The organism is Grimontia sedimenti, assembly GCF_011045095.1.
Lineage (GTDB): Bacteria > Pseudomonadota > Gammaproteobacteria > Enterobacterales > Vibrionaceae > Enterovibrio > Enterovibrio sedimenti.
In genome coordinates this window covers 106,974-128,189 of sequence record NZ_JAALDL010000009.1, presented here as the reverse complement: position 1 = coordinate 128,189, position 21,216 = coordinate 106,974, and the positions used below count along the sequence as shown (strand labels likewise).

Annotated in this window: 18 protein-coding genes; 15 read left to right on the top strand and 3 right to left on the bottom strand. The window is 50.2% G+C overall.

All coding sequences use genetic code 11. The features are described from left to right. Positions 1 to 32 precede the first annotated feature (32 nt). The 3 genes from G5S52_RS13135 to flgL all read left to right on the top strand — a co-directional run bounded on the left by G5S52_RS13135 (position 33) and on the right by flgL (position 3,802). On the top strand, positions 33 to 491 hold the full coding sequence (locus G5S52_RS13135) for a hypothetical protein (RefSeq protein WP_205743893.1): 459 nt from the start codon (positions 33 to 35) through the stop codon (positions 489 to 491). Between the two features lie 228 nt (positions 492 to 719). Next, the gene (gene flgK / locus G5S52_RS13130; protein WP_002537896.1) at positions 720 to 2,597 is read left to right on the top strand and encodes a flagellar hook-associated protein FlgK; all 1,878 of its coding nucleotides are present in this window, start codon (positions 720 to 722) and stop codon (positions 2,595 to 2,597) included. Between the two features lie 11 nt (positions 2,598 to 2,608). Beyond that, positions 2,609 to 3,802, top strand: a complete 1,194-nt coding sequence (gene flgL / locus G5S52_RS13125; RefSeq protein ID WP_165014165.1) for a flagellar hook-associated protein FlgL — start codon at positions 2,609 to 2,611, stop codon at positions 3,800 to 3,802. 93 nt (positions 3,803 to 3,895) lie between these two features. On the opposite strand, the gene G5S52_RS13120 is transcribed toward flgL, so the two are convergent. Next, positions 3,896 to 4,783 (bottom strand): AraC family transcriptional regulator, encoded by an 888-nt coding sequence (locus G5S52_RS13120; RefSeq protein ID WP_165014163.1) that lies wholly within the window; start codon positions 4,781 to 4,783, stop codon positions 3,896 to 3,898. A gap of 190 nt (positions 4,784 to 4,973) precedes the next feature. Between G5S52_RS13120 and G5S52_RS13115 the strand changes: the two genes are divergently transcribed. Continuing rightward, positions 4,974 to 6,194 carry a sugar efflux transporter gene (locus G5S52_RS13115; protein ID WP_165014161.1) on the top strand — a complete coding sequence of 407 codons (1,221 nt, stop codon included), beginning with the start codon at positions 4,974 to 4,976 and terminating at the stop codon, positions 6,192 to 6,194. Between the two features lie 74 nt (positions 6,195 to 6,268). Here G5S52_RS13115 and G5S52_RS13110 read toward each other — a convergent pair whose 3' ends face one another. After that, positions 6,269 to 7,471, bottom strand: coding sequence for an Acg family FMN-binding oxidoreductase (locus G5S52_RS13110; RefSeq protein ID WP_165014159.1), 1,203 nt, complete (start codon positions 7,469 to 7,471; stop codon positions 6,269 to 6,271). A 109-nt stretch (positions 7,472 to 7,580) separates the two neighbouring features. Here G5S52_RS13110 and G5S52_RS13105 point away from each other — a divergent pair, with 109 nt between their 5' ends. Continuing rightward, positions 7,581 to 8,585, top strand: coding sequence for a helix-turn-helix domain-containing protein (locus G5S52_RS13105; protein ID WP_165014157.1), 1,005 nt, complete (start codon positions 7,581 to 7,583; stop codon positions 8,583 to 8,585). A 53-nt stretch (positions 8,586 to 8,638) separates the two neighbouring features. Here the strand turns inward: G5S52_RS13105 and G5S52_RS13100 are convergent, their stop codons facing one another. Next, entirely contained in the window at positions 8,639 to 10,735 is a 2,097-nt protein-coding gene (locus G5S52_RS13100; protein WP_165014155.1) for a tetratricopeptide repeat protein, read from the bottom strand. A 492-nt stretch (positions 10,736 to 11,227) separates the two neighbouring features. On the opposite strand from G5S52_RS13100, the gene G5S52_RS13095 reads away from it, so the two are divergent. The 10 genes from G5S52_RS13095 to fliE all read left to right on the top strand — a co-directional run bounded on the left by G5S52_RS13095 (position 11,228) and on the right by fliE (position 21,207). After that, positions 11,228 to 12,370 (top strand): flagellin, encoded by a 1,143-nt coding sequence (locus G5S52_RS13095; RefSeq protein WP_165014153.1) that lies wholly within the window; start codon positions 11,228 to 11,230, stop codon positions 12,368 to 12,370. Between the two features lie 372 nt (positions 12,371 to 12,742). Beyond that, positions 12,743 to 13,882, top strand: coding sequence for a flagellin (locus G5S52_RS13090; RefSeq protein ID WP_165014151.1), 1,140 nt, complete (start codon positions 12,743 to 12,745; stop codon positions 13,880 to 13,882). 189 nt (positions 13,883 to 14,071) lie between these two features. Further along, the gene (locus G5S52_RS13085; RefSeq protein WP_002537883.1) at positions 14,072 to 14,371 is read left to right on the top strand and encodes a flagellar protein FlaG; all 300 of its coding nucleotides are present in this window, start codon (positions 14,072 to 14,074) and stop codon (positions 14,369 to 14,371) included. Between the two features lie 16 nt (positions 14,372 to 14,387). Further along, complete coding sequence (gene fliD / locus G5S52_RS13080; RefSeq protein ID WP_165014149.1) at positions 14,388 to 15,758, top strand: flagellar filament capping protein FliD; 1,371 nt, start codon at positions 14,388 to 14,390, stop codon at positions 15,756 to 15,758. Positions 15,759 to 15,769: 11 nt separating this feature from the next. Then, positions 15,770 to 16,063, top strand: a complete 294-nt coding sequence (locus G5S52_RS13075) for a hypothetical protein (protein WP_002537880.1) — start codon at positions 15,770 to 15,772, stop codon at positions 16,061 to 16,063. Between the two features lie 12 nt (positions 16,064 to 16,075). After that, a complete protein-coding gene (gene fliS, locus G5S52_RS13070; RefSeq protein ID WP_002537878.1) occupies positions 16,076 to 16,480 on the top strand; it encodes a flagellar export chaperone FliS in 405 nt (134 codons plus the stop codon). Positions 16,481 to 16,652: 172 nt separating this feature from the next. After that, positions 16,653 to 18,128 (top strand): sigma-54 dependent transcriptional regulator, encoded by a 1,476-nt coding sequence (locus G5S52_RS13065; protein ID WP_002537877.1) that lies wholly within the window; start codon positions 16,653 to 16,655, stop codon positions 18,126 to 18,128. 173 nt (positions 18,129 to 18,301) lie between these two features. Further along, positions 18,302 to 19,351: a sensor histidine kinase gene (locus tag G5S52_RS13060; protein ID WP_165014147.1), complete on the top strand. Its 1,050-nt coding sequence runs from the start codon at positions 18,302 to 18,304 to the stop codon at positions 19,349 to 19,351. After that, positions 19,348 to 20,769 carry a sigma-54-dependent transcriptional regulator gene (locus G5S52_RS13055; protein ID WP_165014145.1) on the top strand — a complete coding sequence of 474 codons (1,422 nt, stop codon included), beginning with the start codon at positions 19,348 to 19,350 and terminating at the stop codon, positions 20,767 to 20,769. Before G5S52_RS13060 ends, G5S52_RS13055 begins: the two co-directional genes overlap by 4 nt. A 126-nt stretch (positions 20,770 to 20,895) precedes the next feature. Continuing rightward, positions 20,896 to 21,207, top strand: a complete 312-nt coding sequence (gene fliE / locus G5S52_RS13050) for a flagellar hook-basal body complex protein FliE (protein WP_002537874.1) — start codon at positions 20,896 to 20,898, stop codon at positions 21,205 to 21,207. Positions 21,208 to 21,216: the final 9 nt, after the last annotated feature.

Here is a 21,216-nt window from a genome sequence, read left to right as displayed (position 1 = left end):
TTCCGCTCTGTCGCAGCGAAAGGTGAAGGCAAATGGCAGAGCAGCTACCCAAGCAGGAAAGAGAACCCGAACAGGGACAAAAAACCATCTCAGAGCATTCTAGCGGCTCTATTCAGCGCGATCCGTTTATCCGCTCATTTCTGGAGAGAACTCCGAAGGATGTTGCGGAATCCTTCACCGATGCGCAATTACTCCAGCTTAAACTTATGTTTGGCACCCGTGCGAAGGCTCGTCATGCCATCGACTTCAGAACCGTTATTGGTGGGTTTGGGTGGAACTACTACCTGGTGTTCCTCTTTGGACGTAACCGCCGTGAACTTACCCGTGCTGAAGAGAAGGCAGCCAATGCTGGACGTGTACTGGTTTTGCTATTGAGTAGCTTCATACTGTTCTCGGTTGTGATCACTTCTCTCTATTTACTGAAGTCATTCCTGGGTATCGATCTTTTGCCCAACTTTTCGCTCGGCCTTTGGAGCTGGCTTAACAGCTGATATACCCAAACAACCGGAAGGTGCCGGATTCAGCGAGCATCTTCAGGCCGTCTGGCGAGACAACTTGGCGGCAATCCCTTGCCCTTGGCGGCACAAGTCGACGCCAAGTTGTTGAAAATATCATCCATCTTATTGAATTTCAGACATTGAACTCTGTGGCACGATTCTTGAATTGTTCTGCTCAATAGACAATTTCATAGGTTATGCGTTTCCGCATACGGGGGCAGAATGGGGTTTGATCTGCTGACGCTCGGTTCTCAGGGCGTTCTGACAGCACAGCGGCAGCTGAACACAACGGGTCACAACATCTCGAACGTGAATACTGATGGCTACAGCCGTCAGTCCGTTGAGCAGCGTGCCAATGACTCCGCCTATTGGTCGGCAAACCAATGGGGCCACGGCGTGCACGCGGCAGCCGTTCGCCGCAACTACGACAAGTTTGCCGTTAACGAATTGAATATCACCACCTCTGCATTGGCTCACGCCCAAACCCGTAACAGTCAACTCACCATGTTGGATGACATGATGTCTCACTCTGCGAAGAAAATTCCAGAGAACATGAACGAGTTTTATGGTGCGGTAAAAGGGTTGGCAGACAGCCCAAGTGACATGGGTGCCCGTAAAGTGGTGCTGGAAAAATCCCGCCTGGTTGCTGCTGGTCTCAACGACATCAACAATGTTCTGCAAAACCAGGAAGCGGATACCACCGTCCAAATCGACGCCACACTGAAACGCATGAATGACATTGGGGCCGAGATTGTGGATATCCACAAAGCGATCCTTAAATCGCAGGCGGTGGATAACGATTTGCTCGACCGTCATCAGCAGCTTATCAATGAGCTCTCTGAATTTACCCAAGTCAGTGTGAACCAGCGTGATGATGGCTTGTATAACGTCATTATCGGTAGCGGTCATACATTGGTTTCCGGCTTGCATGCCAGTGAACTGCAAACGGTACCTGGCACACCGGACTACCAGAAACGCCGTTTGGCACTGGTGGAAGGTAAAGCACTCAAACCCATCGACAATGGCGACATTCGCGGCAAGCTGGGGGCGATGTTCGAATACCGTGATAACACGCTGGCACAGGCCCGTGATGAACTTGGCCGCTTAGCCGCAGGTTTTGCCATGTCGATCAACGAGCTGCAATCGCAGGGTTTTGATCTTGCTGGTCAGGTTGGTGAAAACATTTATGTGGACTTCAACAGCGAAGATTTCGCCCGTGATCGCGTGGTGAAAGCGTCGGATTCCACTGCCGAACTGAAAGTCTATATCGACGATTTGGCGCAACTGAAAATTGGCGATTACCACTTGAAGTTTGATGGTAGCCAATACACTTTGGTCGATCCGGAAAAGAACATGGTTGCTGTTACGCCTTCCGGTTCGCCACCGTCGATTGAATATGATGGTTTGCGCATTCAGGTTGATGTAGGTCTGGCTGCGGGCGAACGCGTCATTCTCCGCCCAGTGCGTCAAGGTGCCGGCCAGATTGCCGTCACCATGGAAGACCCGGCAAAAATTGCCGCCCAGAGTTATATCAGCTCCACCTCTGTTATCACTGGTCAGGGTAATCTGAAAGTGCTTCAACAAGGCGCGCAACAAGAGTTTCAGGTGGCGATTTCTCCTGATGCATCTCAGTTCGCCGTGCTGGACATGAAAGGCAATATTCTCCTTGCACCGCAAGCCTATCCGCCAGCATCTCCGGTGACTGTCAATGGCACCACGTTTGAGCTGACACCGGGCGCGGCAGCAGAAGATATTTTTGCAGTGAGTTTGCTTCCTGCCGACGGTGAGAACGGTAACCTTATCCGGATGCAGCAGCTGCAAACCCAGAAGCTGATGGATGGTGGCCGTTCCAGTCTGATTGACGTTTATGAAGGCCTGAACACGGATTTAGGTGTACAGAAAGCCTCCTTTGCCCGTCTTGAAGATGTCAGCCGCGTTGAACATGATGCAGCGGCAGGGCGTGTGGCAGAGATCTCTGGGGTTAACCTCGATGAAGAAGCAGCAAACATGATGAAATTCCAGCAAGCCTACATGGCGTCTTCCCGAATCATGACCGCCGCGAATGAAACCTTTGAAACCCTGCTGAATGCAACCCGATAAGGATCTGAGTGATGATTAGCCGTATTGCCAGTTTTCACAACTACCAGTCAGTCTCGAATGACCTGATGCGTCAGCAGGTGAAGTTGCAGGATAACCAAGACCAGCTTGCCACGGGTAAGCGTGTGCTGACAGCGGGGGACGATCCAGTTTCCTCGATTTATATCCAGAACTTCCGCCAGCAGGATAAACAGCTCGATCAATACATCGATTCGATCACCCTTGCCCGCAACCGCCAAACCCGTGCGGAAATCGCGGTGGATGATGCCGAAAAGTTGGTCGATAGCGCGAAACGTAAGACGATGGAAATGATCAACGGTTCCTTGTCTGATGATGACCGCACGGCTCACCGCCAGGATCTTAAAGGTCTGTTCGACAACTTCATGAATCTGGTCAACGCGAAAGATGAATCAGGCAACTTCCTGTTCTCTGGTACCCAGTCCAGTAAGCAACCTTTCTATCGCGACAGTGCGCTGAATGTGCGTTATGCCGGCGACAGTTATCACCGCACCGCGCAAGTCGCTCCGGCTGTTGAAGTGCAAACCAGCGATCCTGGCGATCAGGTGTTTATGGAAATCAAAAACCCGTTCGGTGACTATCAACCAGAATACGATCTGAACAGCGGTTCCTTGCTGTTGTTAGCGCAAGCGAAGAACACTAACAATGCTGATAACTCTGACTATGCGGTGAGCTTTAGCGTGGATAGTGGCGGCCAAACCACTTATGAGCTGACCCAAAATGGCAGCGTGGTCAGTGCCGGTGTCTACGATCCGCAAAACGGCGTGCAGTGGGGAACACTCAGCCTGAGTTTTGAAGGCGAAATGCTGGATGGTGACAAGATTGTGCTGGAGCGTCAGGATACGTTTAACGTGTTTGATGCGTTCAAGAAAGGCATCGAGCTATCACACGAAAGTATCTTCAATGCGTCAGCGACGGCCGAGTTGCATCAGGTCACCGAACAGTTTTCTGCTGCGTTCAAGCATCTCAACAAAGCGCGCTCTGAAGTCGGTACCCGTCTGACGACGCTGGACAGACAGGAAGGCATGCACAAAGACTTCAAGTTGGTACTTAACCGTTCGCTTGGCACCATGGAAGATTTGGATTACTCGACAGCGGTGATCGACATGAATGAAAACATGTTGGCATTGCAGGCTTCTCAGCAGGCGTTTGCCAAGACCAAAGATCTCTCGCTCTTCAACTACATTTAACGCGAGTACACTAATCCCATTGAAATGGCTGACAGGTGCTGTGAATCGAGAATATTTCGCCTCGGTGGCAGTGCCTGAATACTTTCTCAACTCTTATCCAAACAATTTCCTGAATTCGGTCGGGGTCATCCCTTTTGCTGTTTTGAATTGCCGGTTGAAGTTCGACAGGTTAGAAAATCCCACCCGCTCCGCCACAACTGACACTGGGATGTTAGAGCGCACCAGTATCTCGCAGGCTTTACCAAGTCGATAATTTTTAAGGTGATCTGAGAAGCTGTCATCAAAATGCTTTTCAAACATCCGGTACACAGAGCTTTCGCTCATGTGGAGGTGGCTGCATATATCTTGAACAGATATTTGCGCATTGTAATTGTCGGCGATAAACTGCTGCGCTTTTTCCAGCTTGTCGAGAATTGGCGTATCTTTCGCCACGTAAAAGCAGAAAGGGCGAGAAGTCAGTGTTTGCGCTGATTTGTCTTCACACAGCAGCATAAGGATTTCCACCACCCGCACAAACTGTGCGGCAGGTTTCAGCTGCGACGCGCCATTCATCAAAGGGTACAAAGCATCGAACGTCGCTTTGGATAACATCAGCCCTTTGTTTGCGCGTACCAACATGTCACTGACGGCAGACAATGCCGGCACCGTGACCACCAGGGATTGAATCCAAGACTGATCAAGCCAGAGCACATGTGAGCTGCTGGGACGTTCCGGCGTGGCCGTCGAAGCCACTCGGGTCAGCATATGCGGTAAACCGGGACCAGTGAGATAGGCATAACCATGTGCCGCTTCGCCGACGTAATCATCAATGATGATTTTACCGGGTGCCACATGATGAGGGTCGTAGTACAGCACCAGCTCGATTTCATCGTGGTAATGCCAGCCGCACTGCACGCCAATCTTAGGCTCGATGCAATGGTAATCCGCAAAGTGCCAGCTTGGGCTGACGGCTTTATGAACACGTTCAATGGTTGGCCGCATGAAGTTCTCTCGCTTGATAAAGGTTGGTGCAGTTGTAGTTTTACCCGGATTGTCAGTGGGTTGGAAGAAATTGAATGAATAGTATCAGCGGTTGCTCGATAGCTATCACACGAGATGCATATTTGTCCCTAAACTGCATCACAAATAAACCTAAACAAAGTCCACACAATTTTTTTTGTGAGAGAAAAACATGAAAAACTACGTTAGTTTTTTGACCAATAAAGCCGCGCTTTGTTACCTGCTGGTCAGCTTGTTTGCTGGTCTCGGCGGTGGCTTTTTCTATCCACTTTTAGGGATTTTTGTTGTCGATGGATTGGACGCTACGCCGTTGCAAATGGGCGTGTTTCTCGCCATCTCAATTTTTAGCGGAGTGATGGTTTCGCAGCGTATTGCGAAGTTGTCAGATGTGGGTTGGGAACGCCGCCAAATCATTTTGCTGGCGCAAGGCGCGTTTATCGTTGTGATGGCGCTGTTCATGATGATCCGCGATTTCTATCTGGCGTTGGCCGTGATGATCTTCATCTCGAGCTTTTCGGCCGCCGCTTTACCACAGACTTTTGCTCTTGGCCGCGAGTTTGCGGACAAGAATCTTGGCGATAACAGCACGCTGTTTGTATCGCTGATGCGCGCCATGATGTCCTTGTCTTGGGTTATTGGCCCGCCACTGGCTTTCGTCCTGTACGATGCTTTCGGTTTTAACGGCGCATTCCTGTTTGCTGCTGTCACCATGGTTATTTCGGTATTGATTGTTTGGCGTATGTTCCCGTCAACCAAAATCAAAGAAGCGGATACCCAAGGAGAAGCAGAAGTGCGCCTGTCATGGCGCAAAATCCCGGGAGCACCGTTGTACCTGGGCGCGGTGTTCATGTTGTTTTTGGCCAACAACATGTATGTCATGTCGATCCCTTTGTATGTGACAAAGGAACTGGATATGGCAGGATCAGTGGCGGGTCAGTTACTCGGTTTGGCTGCCTTTGTCGAAATTCCCGTGATGGTGCTGGCGGGCTTGTGGGCGGCTAAAATTGCGCCTCAACGCCTGATGGTGCTCAGTGCGGCAGCGGCTTGCTTCTTTTATGCCTTGCTGTTTAACGCGGGTGAACTTTGGCAAATGTATGCGCTGCAAATGCTGAATGGCTTGGCGGTGGGTATCAGTGCAAGCCTCGGGATGGTGGTGATTCAGAACAAGATGCCAAACCAGATGGGTGTGGCGACAACCTTGTTCAATAACGCCATCATGATTGCAAGTTTGGCATCCAGCGTGACGGTTGGTTTTGTTGCCGAGCTCTACAACTATCACACTGTGATTCTGGCGATGTTGCTGGCAGGCGCTGTGGCTTTTGGTTTGTTGCTGCTATCGGCAAGAGAGACCCGACGCCCATCATGCCCATCGCAGTTGGTCGCGGAAGCATAAAAGTCACCACACAATCAAAAGGTCAGCACATGCTGACCTTTTTCTTTTTGATACCAAAGCTCAACAGGCCTTATTTATGTGCTGGCGACCACGTCTTTCAGGGCGCGACGAGGGCTTGGGATCGCAGTCAGGGTTGGGTAGCCAGCCCGGAAAGCAAAAGTGGCAGATTGAGGTTTGCCGGATAACGCGCGCAGATCGTCGGCAAAAGTCTGTGGCTGTTCTAGCTGCTTTTGTCTGTCTATCACTTCACAGGTTTGGTTAACCGGCTGCATCGAAATACCTTGTGTCGTCGCCCAAAGATGAATGCGTTGCCACAATCTGCCAGCTTCAATGTTCTGCTTTGAGCTGTAGAGATTATTCAGCGTGATCAAGCCATGCATTGGTGTAGATTCCATGGTGCGTTGCGTACCTTCAATCCAATATTGATTCGATGACTCTTCAGATAAGGTCGGCATGATTTTACTGATGGCTCTCATGGCAGGAGGCAACCCTGCAGTATCAATGTAAACGCCATCGCGGTGCGCTTGCATCTCTTTATGGCTCAGTCTGAACCACCGGAAACTGTCAGATGACATCTGGTGATCGGCGGCAATAAAGCGGGTGGCATTGACCGTTTGTTGGGTAAAGGCGTCACGTTTTGCTTTCGTCGTCAGCAGGGAAAGGCTGACATCAGGGAAGCTCTCGTTGGCTATTGCCGTTAATGCAGACACTGAAGAAGCATCGATCGGCGTGTCGCGTTGGTATTCTCCCCGATCGGTATGTCGGTGACCAATGGCTTGGTAAAGCTCGCTTTGCTCCTGCTTTCCTGTCGGTGTGAGGGTTATCGTCGCGACATGCATAGGCACGCCGCTCCAGGTTTGTTTGGTCAGGTCTGTGTCGCCAAGCAATACTGTCGCTTCAAACCCGAATGCGGGAGCGGCTTGAACCATATTCTCCACGGCGCATCCCAAACCTATGCAAAGTTCACGGCCATAAACATCCATGGTGCCCAAATGGCGCGCTGTGTCTGCGTAGAGCCAAATCGCGTTGTCGCGCAATTCAAAAATCCAAGGCTGGGTATTGTGGGGGTTCGCGGCAAGCACGGCTGCGTTAATGATGGCGAGTTCACCGCTTTTTGACGCCGATTGCCAGTCGGTCCAAGGTGTAAATGGCTCACCTTTACCGACGCTGAATACGCCGTTATCAACCGCACGATAGACGGTACCGCCAGCGACCACAACACCGACACCCATCAATCCTTTTAAAAACTTACGGCGGCCATTTGTTTCTTCACGCATTTTTCTTCCCTCGTTCCCTTTGCATTTTTTTCAAATGTTAGTATCGGAGCCATGACAGTCACAGAGACCGTAGACATCAAATAGGGACTCTGGTCATCAAGGGATGGAAATGGACACTTCACCAACGTTGGTCATGGGCTTTTTGCTGGGGCTCGACAGGATCCTGTCAGATTTGGGATGGGATACCGAAGCGATTAAAACACAGCTAAAACTGCCGAAAGACTTAAAAAGCTCGCCAGATGAGAGATGCGGGCTTAATACCTATAACGCGTTCTGGAAACTGGCTTTGGCTCAGAGAAACGATCCGCTCCTTGGATTTAGGGTTGGCATTGATCCGGATTTCAAAGGTGCAAGTGCATTAGGCCAGGCCGTCAAACATAGCCCGACGTTGCGTCATTCTCTGCAGCAACTCAGCGAAATGTCACCGCTGCTCAACCAAGCTCAGCGGATCGTATTAGTGGAAGAGGAGGATATTGCCTACCTGCGGATACTGAATGAAAACGAGGCGTGGGAACTGGAGAAACATACCGACAGGATGCTGGGCGGCTTCGTGGCCTTCTCTGGTCAGAATTTGCCGCCGGATGCGGTCCAGAATGCGCATATCGAATTGACCCGCCATTTATCTGAGGCAGAACAAACCGCAGCCAGCCAATTACTGGGGTGTGAAGTGTTGGGCAACAAAGCATTTAATCAACTGGTCTTCGACACAAGATTCCTCAACATGCCGTTAAGTGGCAGTAATGAATATATTCATGGCGTTTTATCGGAACATGCTAGGCAATTGATGCAAGAGATTGCCGCTTCGGGTTCCTTTACCAATGAAGTGAAAAAGCGGATTGTGGACAGCCTTCATCACCAAAAAGCGAGTGCAGAAGAGATTGCAGACAGTCTCGGGGTCAGCGCGCAATCGCTATACAGAAAGCTCAAAGCCGAAGGGGAAACCTTTCAGGATATTATGGATACGACTAGGCATGATTTGGCTGTGGCTTACTTAAAGCAGGGCAGGCTGAGTATTAAGGAAATCAGCTATTGGTTGGCATTTTCGGAGCCCAGAGCTTTTCACCGAGCTTTCCGGCGCTGGGAAGGGTGCACGCCGAAAGAATTTGTTCAGTGAATTCACAAAAAGGCCGCATCACTATAATGCGGCCTTTTTGTTTTGGCTGTGAATCAGTTTGCTTGAATGTGGCGTACAATGGATTCCAGCAGCGGATATTTGTTTTCCAGCATAGGTGGGTAGAAGTAACCAAACTCGCTGTCGCAATACAAAGGTTCAGGCTGGTTGAAATCAGACTCTTCCGTGCCGGCAAAGAATACATGGCAAGGTGTGCCAACGGCAGTGGTCAGACGATGCACCGCGGTACCCGCAGTGATCACAGCATCCAACCCTTTGATGACGGCAGCTGTGCCTTCAAAGTCATCGCGCAGATCCAGACCTTCAAGCTGCATAATGCGTACGCCGGAAAGCTTTTCAATCTTGTTGAGTTCTTTGCTGCAATCCCCGTATTGAAGATTGATAAATACCGCATCCGGGAATTGCTTCACCAAATGCGCGACTTCTTCTGCAATCAGGTAATGGATGTTACGGGTTGCGGCGGCAAGGCCACTTCGCCAACAAATACCAATCAGTTTCTTGTCTGCGTTAACTGAACGAATCTCTGCTAATGTCGATTGCCAGCGCGTTTTGGTGTCTTCCGGCAAATTCACGTAACCAGACTGGTAAACGTGACGGCCATGTTTTTCAAAGCAGATGCCAGCCAGACTGCCGCCCGCCACCCAAGAGGTAATGTCGTTCATCACTTCCTCTGGAATATGAATGCTTTCGCCTTCAATACGTTTGATCGGCACCATGATTGCCTCTGGATACGCGCGGTTGAGCACAGATTCCAAGCGAGGGTCACAGGCAACATAAACTTTTTGGGTGTTTTCCAAAACCAAAGCAAGATTATGGAAATAAAGGATTTCATCCCCCACGCCTTGCTCTGGCATCACCAGAACAACGTCATCTTTCGGGCGTTCAAGGTTCCACTGAGGCATGTTGCCACTGTATTGGAGGCGACGATGGCAAGTCAGGCCGAGTTCATTGGCGCGGTAGTAGTTTTCCCATTCGCCGAGGGTACGGTAAACAAAACTGATATTGAAACCCGCTTCTACGTCGTCAGGGTATTGGGCAATGTAATCTTCAAGCAGGGCTTTTGAGGTTTTGGCTTCACCTTTGTACCAGAGTACTTCCGCAAGATAAGTGGAAAGACGCAGCTTGTTTTCTTCGTTTGCCACGCTTGCCGCCTGTTGGATGTGTTGCTGACATTCCAAAATTGCCGCTGGCGTGAAATTATGGCGAGTGCGCAGCAATTGGAAGCTTGCTGTTGCCAGCCTGTTCAGCAAATCCACGTCAGTCGGGTATGGCTTGATGAAAGTTTTCGCCTGTCGGTAGGCTTCCAGCCAGTTTTCTTCTTTTTCGTAACTCAGCACAATCAAGCGGCAAAAGAGTGGCTCTGCCGGCCAGGTGTTGAGGCCGAAGCGGGCATGGTCACGCGCTGCTTTGTAGTCTTCAATCTTGATGGCGCTGTGGCTAAGCAGAACCACGACTTCTTTTTCTGGCGTCTCGATATCAAACGCACGAAGCAGGTTTTGGCGTGCAAGGCCAAAGTTTTCCTCGCCCATATAAAGCTTTGCCAAACCAAGCAATGCCGCTGGGTTGTCTCCCGCCACACTGATCACGGCATTAAAGAGCTGTTTAGCTTGATCCAGATTGCCGCTTGCCACCATTTGGTCAGCCAGCGCCAGTGTCTCCTGAACTTCGGCATCCATGGCGGCATTTTTTTGTGCTGACGCCTGATGTATTTGTTTTGCCGTGCGGCGACTTTCGCCCAGATTGCCGATTGCCGCGGTAAGTTGTTGCCGCATAGCCAATAGTTCCTGATGATCAGGTGCCACACCGAGCAAGGCTTCAACGATTTCAAGGGCTTCTTTGTTCATGCCGTTTTCTGTCAGCAAGGTTGCCTTATCGAAAAGGAGAGAGGCATTGCCGGGGTCAATAGTTAGAGCATGGTCGAGCTTTTTCAAAGCGTTCTGCCAGGCGCCTTCTTCATTGTCCATGACCGCCAGTACCTGCAGGACAGGCAGGGCATCAGGCGCATGAGAAAGAATGTGTTCGAACACCTCTCTGGCTTCGCTTTTTTTCTGATGCTGATAGAGCGAAACGCCATGCTCAAACGCTTGTTCCAGTGTCATAGCACTTTCATTGGTTTGGGAGGGATTGTTCATAAGGAATCCATATAGTTATTCGTGCGAAAAACTGAAGTTTTTAAACTAAATAAAAGACAGCAAATACCGTGCCGGAAGACGTTTACTTTATGGATAAATTCGCACGTGTATAAAGGGTAAACTCCTTTGTCTCTGTTTTGAGAATAAAAAATTATTCGAACAAAATGTGATTCATCCCTCTTAATTACAAGATCTGGTGCTATGGTTATGAGGAGGCAATGACCGGAGGCGGCAAGTTGCCGATTTTCTTGAGGAGAAAATCAAATTATTTGCCGTTTTGTTAATCTACTCCGCTCTCGTTGCTCCTAAGTTTATGATAAACAAGACTTTCCAAAAATTGGCATGCTATTTGAATAACATTCGGCATGAGGTGTCAGTTGCACTGATACCGTTCCTGATAACGAACTGAAGGCTGGTCCCGCTTCTACATTCGGACAAGTTTGTCGCGGGTAGGCTGTTTCGCAAAATACGCGAAAGTCAAAGGAGAGCAAAATGGGTGTAACAGTTAACACCAACGTGTCTGCGATGACTGCGCAGCGTTACCTGAACAAGTCGACAAACGATCTCAATACGTCGATGGAACGCTTGTCGTCTGGTAGTCGGATCAACAGTGCGAAAGATGACGCCGCTGGTCTGCAGATTTCGAACCGACTCATCGCCCAGACCCGTGGCCTAGATGTTGCGATGCGCAACGCTAACGACGGTATCTCAATTGCCCAAACTGCAGAAGGTGCAATGCAGGAATCCACAAATATCCTGCAGCGTATGCGTGACCTTTCCCTGCAATCGGCTAACGGTGCAAATGGTAAGTCTGAGCGTATCGCGATCCAGGAAGAAGTATCAGCGCTTCAGGACGAACTCAACCGTATCGCAGAAACCACTGCGTTTGGTGGCCGTCGTCTTCTGAATGGCTCATTTGGTGAAGCTTCTTTCCAAATTGGTGCTGACTCGGGTGAGGCCATCATCATGGGGCTGACCAGTATTCGTGCTGATGATTTCCGTATGGGTGGTACCGAATTTATCGCCGCAAACGGCAAATCAGCAGGTTGGGAAGTGGCAAGTACTGCCGCGACACTGACTATGGCTTTCACCACGAAAGACGGTAACACCATCAACCTGAACATTGATGCCAAAGTTGGCGACGATATTGAGGAAGTCGCGACCTATATTAATGGTCAATCTGACGAGATGGTGACGGCATCTGTTGATGAAGCTGGCCAACTACAGATTTTCATCGCGGAAGAGAAGCTCTCTGGTAACGTCACCTTTGGTGGTGGTCTGGCAACCTCTCTGGGCTTAGTGACCGGTGCAGGTGCTGCAACCACGACGCAAGACATCGACGTCAGTGATGCGGGTGGTGCACAGATGGCCGTGGGTATTATCGACTCAGCGATGCAGTACATCGACAGTCAGCGTGCTGACCTGGGTGCGAAGCAAAACCGCTTGAGCCACACCATCAGTAACCTTTCTAACATCCAAGAGAACGTTTCTGCGTCTAACAGCCGCATCCGCGATACCGACTTCGCGAAAGAAACGACAGAGCTCACCAAAGGCCAAATCCTGCAACAGGCAAGTACTTCTATTCTTGCTCAAGCCAAGCAGTTGCCACAGGCGGCGCTCAACCTGCTCCAGTAATCTGGATTGTAGACCCCGAAAAGCGGCAAGCCATTGCCGCTTTTTTTGTGCTTTTTTTCAGCAAACAGTCTGAAGCCCCTAATCATCCCTTCTTTCTCTAAGCCTTGTTATTACTGGGTTTTCTGTCCTTCTATCTGCTTTTGGCGACAAATTTTTTAAATCATCACTAAAGTTTTTCCCCACTAAGGCGAAAACCTTCATAGCACCATGATTTTACGGCTTTTCACCCTCCTAGGTGGCTTGTAAAAAAAGTAGGAAAAAAGGTGTAAAGGTTTTTCCAAACGTGCCGTTACATGGGTTGTGAGAGATTTAGAACTGGTTTTCCCTGGGTTGCTGGGCGGAAGCCGGACTTAGTACCAAAGGAGAATAGTTATGGCTATTACAGTAAACACTAACGTGCCTGCAATGACCGCTCAGCGCTACCTGAACAGCTCAACCGACGCGTTGAACAATTCGATGGAGCGTCTGTCTTCGGGCTTCCGTATCAACAGCGCAAAAGATGACGCAGCAGGTCTGCAAATCTCTAACCGCCTGATTTCACAAAGCCGTGGTCTGGATGTTGCAGTACGTAACGCAAACGACGGTATCTCAATGTCACAAACTGCTGAAGGTGCGATGGAAGAATCCACCAACATCCTGCAGCGTATGCGTGACCTGGCACTGCAATCTGCTAACGGTGCTAACGGTGACCAAGAGCGTGTGGCAATCCAAGAAGAGATCGTTGCCCTTCAAGACGAGCTGAACCGTATCGCGGAAACCACTTCGTTTGGTGGCGCGAAACTGCTGAACGGTACTTACGGTACAAAAGCATTCCAAATCGGTGCTGACGCGGGTGAAGCGGTCTTCATGGAGTTCAAGAACATCCGTGCTGACGAAGCAATGATGGGTGGTGCGACCTATAAAGCGACTGTGGCGGCATCTGCAGACATGGCGGCTTGGACCGCGACTGGTGGTGCAACTCTGTCTATGGCAATTACCAATGCTGACGGTACTACTGCGACTATCAACGTTTCTGCTAAAGCAGGCGACGATGTTGAAGAAGTGGCAACCTACATCAACGGTCAAGCTGACGGCAAAGTATCTGCATCTGTGACTGAAAATGGCGAACTGCAAATCGTATCTGCTTCAGGTGCTGATGTTGCATTCACCGGCGCACTGGCGACCTCTCTGGGTATCGCAGGTGCAGCGAAAGTTGACCAAACTGTACAAGACGTTGACGTAAGTACTGTTGGTGGTGCACAGCGCGCTGTTGGCCTGGTGGATAACGCGATGCAATACATCGATTCACACCGTGCAGAACTGGGTGCGAAGCAGAACCGTCTGAGCCACGCAATCTCTAACTTGGATAACGTTAACGAAAACGTGAGTGCTTCTAACAGCCGTATCCGAGACGTTGATTTTGCTAAGGAAACGACGCAGTTCACTAAATCTCAGATCCTGCAGCAGTCTGGTACGTCTATACTTGCACAAGCGAAGCAAGCACCGTCAGCTGCACTGAGCCTGTTAGGCTAATAGCAAGACCAAAAATGACGGTGAGCTTGCCCCTCACCGTCAATAGCTAACAGGAGGTGAACTACGATGGACCTATCATCCGTTTCTACGTCATCCCTGTCTCATGTGACTCCACAGTCAGGCACGAAAGTTGCTAGCAGTAAACAATCTGTGGAGGGGACTCAACCCAACATCACGAACCAGCGGCAGATGGCAGAGAATGTTGAAAAGCTGTCTCAACGCCGGGTAGAACAAGTCCAAAAACTTGAAGCTACACGGGAGATGCAGCAAGAACAGCTCGAAATGCTGGTTGAGCGACTGGATGAGTTTGTGTCTACCTTTAACAAAGGCTTGTCATTTCGACTTGATGAGAGTTCTGGAAGAAGCGTTGTGACTGTTTACGAAATGAGTAGCGGTGACATCATCAGACAGATTCCTGAGAAAGAAATGCTAGAGCTAGCACAGCAACTGTCTCTTCATGCGAGGGGGCTCGTTGCAGAAAAGGTATAACTGAGGTGAGTGAAAAATGGGTTTAAGCGCAACGGGCCTTGGCAGTGGCATGGACATCAACTCCATGGTCAGCAAAATTGTTGAAGCTGAGCGTGCGCCTAAACAAGAGCGAATCGTTAAAGGCCTGAACGATGTTGAAACTAACATCAGCGCCTACGGTAGACTCAAGACCTCCCTCGATACGATGAAAGACTTGATGTATGACTTTCGCCGTAACAATACCTTCGCGGCGCGGAGTACAGTTTCAAGCAACGAAGAAGCTGTCTCCGCATCCGCCGACCACCAAGCCGTTACCGGCGTTTACTCCATCGACGTTCAGCAACTCGCACAGTCTCATAAACTCGTCTCTGACGGTTTAGATGCCAAAGCTGATTTTGGCGCAGGGCAAATCACGCTGAGTCTGGGCGGCCGAACCACCACCATTGATATCGACGAAAACAGTAGCTCCTTGCTCGATATCGTCCGCACCATCAACGGCAGTGCGAATAATCCTGGTATCAAAGCGTCCGTTATCAATGATGACAGCGGTGCACGATTGATCCTTGGTGGTGATAAAACCGGAGTCGATAACCAAATTTCCGTCAGTGTCAACGCACCGGTGACGTCACCGCTGCAAGCACTGGCTTATGACCCCGCGAGCCCGAGCAACTCAATGAATGAGATGCAGGCGGCGTTGGATGCCCGAATTCTGATTGATGGCCTGGCATCTGTGTCCAGCGACACCAATACGTTTTCTGATGCCATTCGCGGCGTCAACATCGATGTGTCCCAGCTGACTTCACCGTCAGATGGCCCTGTGATTGTCACTGTGGACGAAGACAGGGACACGGTGAAAGGGTCACTGGAAGAGTTTGTGGACGCCTACAACGCGTTCTACCAAGTGACAAAAGCGTTGTCGAAGTACGACCCTGAAACCCAACAGGGCGGCCCTTTGGTGGGTGACAGTGTGATTCGCTCCGCGGTTAACCAGATGCGCTCTTTGTTTTCTACGCCCATTGAAGGTGCGCCTGATTCGCTCAAAACATTGAGCGAGCTGGGTATCTCCACCACGATGGATGGCCGGTTGGAAATCAACTACAACCTGCTGGACAAACAATTGACGCGTAACTTCGGGGCATTGGAAGGTTTCTTCGGTGGTAATCAGGGGTTCGCCCGCAAGGTGGAAGAAACCGTACAGAACTTTACTGGTGTTGGCGGTGCTATTCGCAACCGCGAATCCAGCTTGGGCGATCAACGTATGCGCTTGCAAGATGAGCAGCAAACATTGGATCGCCGAATGGAAGATTTGGAAAACCGCACGTTAAAGCAGTTTTCCGCCATGGATAACGCGATGGCAGAGATGCAATCTCAACTGTCGGCCATGATGAATATCATGCCGTCGATGTAAGCGAGATAACGATGCACGCTTTGCTATCCCAACTGTCAGAGATTGATGAACAGCTTCTGGCAGTACTGAATTCAGACCCTGTTGACTCCAATGAGATGGCACGGTTATTGAATATTCGAAAACAATGTCTGGCAGAAATCACGATGTTGCCGGAGAAGCCGGAACAAGCCGCTTGGTCACAGGCCATTGCCAGAACTGAGCAGTTATTTAGCCTTATAAAAGTACAACGTGATAGTGCTGCAGCCCATGCCAGTCGTTTTAAGAAAGGGCGTCAGTCAGTGCAAATTTACAAAAAGTTCGAGTAGGTGAGGAATGTTATGAGAGGGTCACTTCAGGCCTACAAAAAGGTTTCAGTAGACAGCCAGTTGAGTGCGGCATCACCACATAAAGTGATTCAAATGCTGATGGCAGGTGCTATTGAACGTTTGGTTCAGGGCAAAGCAGCGATGCTGCAAGGCGACATTGCAGTGAAAGGTGAACGTCTGGGTAAGGCGCTGGATATTATCATCAGCTTGCGTACTTGTTTGTCGATGGAAGAGGGTGGGGAGATTGCTTCTAACCTGGATGCGCTTTATGACTACATGATCCGCCAAATCTCAGAGGCTAACCGAGACAACCTGGAAGCGCCGATCGATGAAGTTGTCGATATTTTGCGCGAAATTAAATCGGCGTGGGATCAAATACCGGCTGAGTATCACAATATCACCTCTGCAGACGCATAAAAACGCGTCAGATTCACTACAATCTAATCTGTCTTGGCACTGGAGTCACAGCTTTATTGTGTCTCTAGTTGCCTTATACCAAGCAATAATTACAATAGCTGGATTATTCTGTTATTGGTGACATCCGTCGCGCCGATGACTTAGATGGTTTTAGGGCAGATATATCTCACACATGCAAGGTTTAACGAAGATTCTTGTTATCGAGGATGATGAAAAATTTCGTCACGATTTAGGCGTTATCTTGGAGTTTATTGGTGAGCAATACCTGCTATGTTCAACCACTGAGCTAAATGATTCGCACTGGAAGCAGGCCGAGGGTGCTTGTTTTCTGGGTAACATCCACTCACCGCAGCGCTTATCCCAAGTGCTGGATAGTTTGGCGATTAATAATCACATTCCTATTATTGCGCTTGCAAAACACAAAGCGGAATTGTCTGGACTGCCAAACTTCGTCGGTGAGCTTGAGCTGCCACTAAATTATCCCCAACTTGCTGATGCACTCCGACATTGTCAGGAGTTTTCCGGCAAGCGCGCATTCAATATTCCTCAACTTAGCCGAAAAAATACGCTATTCAGAAGCATGGTCGGTCGCAGTGAAGCGATCGCTGATGTTCGTCATCTTATTGAGCAAGTTGCAGGTACCGATGCCAGCGTACTGATTCTGGGTGAATCCGGCACCGGTAAAGAAGTTGTCGCACGTAACATCCATTACCATTCGCAACGCGGGAAAGGGCCATTTGTGCCAGTGAACTGCGGTGCAATACCACCGGAACTGTTAGAAAGTGAGCTGTTCGGTCACGAGAAAGGTGCTTTTACCGGCGCGATTTCTGCGCGTAAAGGCCGTTTTGAGCTGGCAGAAGGTGGCACGCTGTTCCTGGATGAAATTGGTGATATGCCGCAGCCAATGCAGGTTAAGCTGCTGCGTGTACTTCAAGAACGTTGTTTCGAGCGAGTTGGCGGCAATAAGACCATTCAGGTGAATGTGCGCGTTGTCGCGGCGACACACCGCAACCTCGATACCATGATTGAAGAGGGCTCGTTCCGTGAAGACCTTTTCTATCGCCTGAACGTGTTCCCGATCGAAATGCCAGCGCTACGCGAACGTATTGAAGACATTCCACTTTTGATTCAAGAACTCATGGCGCGTTTGGAAGCAGAAGGAGCCAATCAGGTTCACCTGACGCCACGTGCGATCAGTTCTTTGATGGAGCACGAGTGGCCGGGCAACGTCCGTGAACTCGCTAACCTCATCGAGCGCATGGTGATTCTGTACCCAGGTCAGATGGTGGATGTAAACCGACTGCCGAAGAAGTATCGCTACAGCGATATTCCGGAGTTCCAGCCAGAAACCTTGGGTGGTTTGGAAGCCGAGGAAGATCTGGAGCGTGACGCACTGCATGCGGTGTTTGCGATGGACGAGCCGGAAGAAGAAATGCCGGGCTTTGCGAGTCCTTCTGCAGCAGGGCTACCACCGGAAGGTGTTGATCTGAAAGCCATGCTGGCGGACCTTGAAGTGGAAATGATTCGTCAGGCACTCGAAGCGCAAATGGGTATCGTTGCCCGTGCAGCCGACATGCTGGGTATGCGACGTACCACGCTGGTTGAGAAGATGCGTAAGTATGGCCTCAACAAAGAAGACGTGACCTGATTGTAAACACCTTTCATTAAAAAGGTTAACCGTGAAAGCGAAGTCATTTTTTTGACTTCGCTTTTTTGTTTGTATTCCTCTTAATCTACTGATTTTTAATGATTTAATAATTGGCACATTCCCTGCTTAGAGCTACTTAGCGTCAGAAAAAGAGAGCTAAATAGTCGAGCATCATGGAAGCGAATCATTCTCCTTTGGGAACCGTTGATCAGCAGGTTCTACGATACAAACAAGTGTTAGATGTCATGCCAGCAGGCGTGATATTGCTGGACCCGTTCGGTCGTGTGGCGGAGGCCAACCCAGAAGCATTTCGTCTGCTCGGCACGCCGTTAACCCAAGAACGTTGGGTTGATGTGATTAACCGTGCGTTCTCGCCCCGTGAAGATGACGGTCATGAAGTTTCGCTGCGTGACGGACGCAAAGTGAAGCTTAGTATTTCCGCCTCTGATTCCGGCCAGCTCATTATGATCACCGATATGACGGAAACCCGCCTTTTGCAATCGCGTGTCAGCGATCTCCAGCGCCTGTCCTCGCTGGGTAAGATGGTTGCCTCGCTGGCGCATCAGGTGCGTACACCGCTTTCCAGTGCCTTGCTCTATGCGGCAAACCTTGGTGCGCCAAACCTTAATGAGCCTACCCGTAAACGCTTCCAGATGAAGCTGGTGGACAGGCTTCACGATCTCGAAAAGCAGGTGAACGACATGCTGTTGTTTGCCAAAGGTGGCGACAACAAAGTCGTGAACACTTTTACCCTCGAGCACCTGCTGAATGAATTTGAGCCTATGGTCGAAGCCCTGGTGAGCAGTCAGCAAGTCGACTTTGAAATCAACTGTGATGATGAATCCCACCAGCTGCTCGGCAATATGAATGCGCTGGCCAGCGCCCTGTCGAATCTGGTGGTTAACGCCATTCAGGTGGCGGGTAAAGGCAGCAAAGTGGTTGTCGATGCCCGCGAAATACAGGGACAACTCTTCTTGTCGGTTGCCGACAATGGTCCCGGTATCGAGCCGGAACTTCAAAGCAAAATTCTCGAACCCTTTTTCACAACGAGACAGCAAGGCACTGGCCTTGGTCTCGCTGTTGTTCAAATGGTCTGTCATGCCCATAAAGGCAGGCTGACTCTTCAATCTCAACCGGGCCAGGGTGCCTGTTTTACGCTCTGCCTACCGCTGGCAGACAACTGCGATACCACGCAGGAAGAGGTATCAGGAGAAGCACAATGAATCAGAGCAAAGTACTTATCGTTGAAGATGATGAAGGCTTGCGTGAAGCCTTGGTGGATACCCTTGCACTTGCAGGTTACCAGTGGCTTGAAGCAGACAGCGCCGAACAGGCTCTGTTAATGCTGAAAAATGAAACTGTCGACATCGTAGTCTCTGATGTTCAGATGGCAGGGATGGACGGATTGGGTTTGCTTAGAAACCTCAAGCTGAACTACCCCAACCTGCCAGTGCTGCTGATGACGGCGTACGCGAATATTCAGGATGCAGTCGCCGCCATGAAAGAAGGTGCGATTGATTACATGGCCAAACCGTTTGCGCCCGAAGTACTGCTGAACATGGTGAGCCGTTATGCACCGGTTAAGGCTGACACGAGTGATGCTGTGGTCGCTGACCCGAAAAGTCAGGCACTGATTGCATTGGCTGACCGTGTAGCGAAGACCGATGCCAACGTGATGATCCTTGGCCCAAGCGGTTCAGGTAAAGAAGTCATGGCGCGCCATATACACCGTCAGTCTTTGCGTTCTGAAGGGGCTTTTGTCGCCATCAACTGTGCGGCGATTCCAGAAAACATGCTGGAAGCGACCCTGTTTGGTTACGAGAAAGGTGCTTTTACCGGAGCGGTTCAGGCGTGCCCGGGCAAATTTGAGCAGGCTCAGGGCGGCACCATCTTGCTGGATGAAATCAGTGAAATGGACTTGGCGCTGCAAGCCAAGTTGCTGCGCGTGCTTCAGGAGCGCGAAGTCGAGCGTCTGGGCAGCCGCAAGAGCATTAAGTTGGATGTGCGCGTGCTCGCAACCAGTAACCGCGATCTTCGTCAGTACGTGGAAGAAGGAAATTTCCGAGAAGATCTTTACTACCGTCTGAATGTTTTCCCAATCTCCTGGTTGCCGCTGTGTGAGCGTACTGGAGATATTATTCCGCTTGCCGAACACCTTTTGAAACGCCATTGCTGCAAGCTGGGACAAGCGGTTCCGCAACTGACCCAAGGTGCTGCCGAAAAACTGACACAGTATCGCTGGCCGGGGAATGTGCGTGAACTGGACAACGTGATGCAACGCGCTTTGATCCTTTGCAATCAGGGAGTGATTGAAGCTGTCGACATCCTTCTGGAAGGCGTTGACTGGCAAGACGCTGGTAGCTTGCAGAATCTGGTTGCTGGCAGTGAAGCTGTGTCACCGACCATTCAACCACAGGCCATGCCAAATCGCGTTGAGTCTTACCATCCCGAACCTGTTACTGCATCTTCTGACAGCCTGGGGAGTGAACTTCGCGATCAGGAGTTCGCCATCATTCTGGATACGATTCGTGCCTGTGAAGGTCGCCGGAAAGATGTAGCTGAGCGTTTAGGCATCAGTCCAAGAACCTTGCGTTACAAACTCGCCAAAATGCGTGATGCGGGGATCGACATTCCTCAGTGAATCGGTGCTTTTTGATGAGTGACTACGTTATAATAACTGGCTTAATAATTGCATAAATAGTAATCAGAAAGCCCAAAAAGCCCGAACTGACGGGAATTGCCAAAGTTTTGACAGCGAGGACGACCTATGAAAATTAACCCGATGCAGCATGAAATGCAGACCATGGCATTGGAAGCGCAGAACACGTCACGTGCTGCGACTGGTCAACAAGTCTCTCAGGACTTTGGTGAACTTTTGTCTGGCGCCATCAATTCCGTGAATGGCATTCAAAAGACTTCCAGTGAGTTGGCGACACGTTTTGACCAAGGCGACCGCAGCGTCAGCCTTTCAGATGTGATGATTGCGCGTAACAAGTCCAGCGTTGCTTTCGAAGCAACGGTGCAGACCCGCAACAAGCTGGTCGAAGCGTACAAAGAACTGATGAACATGCCTGTTTAACGTAGGACG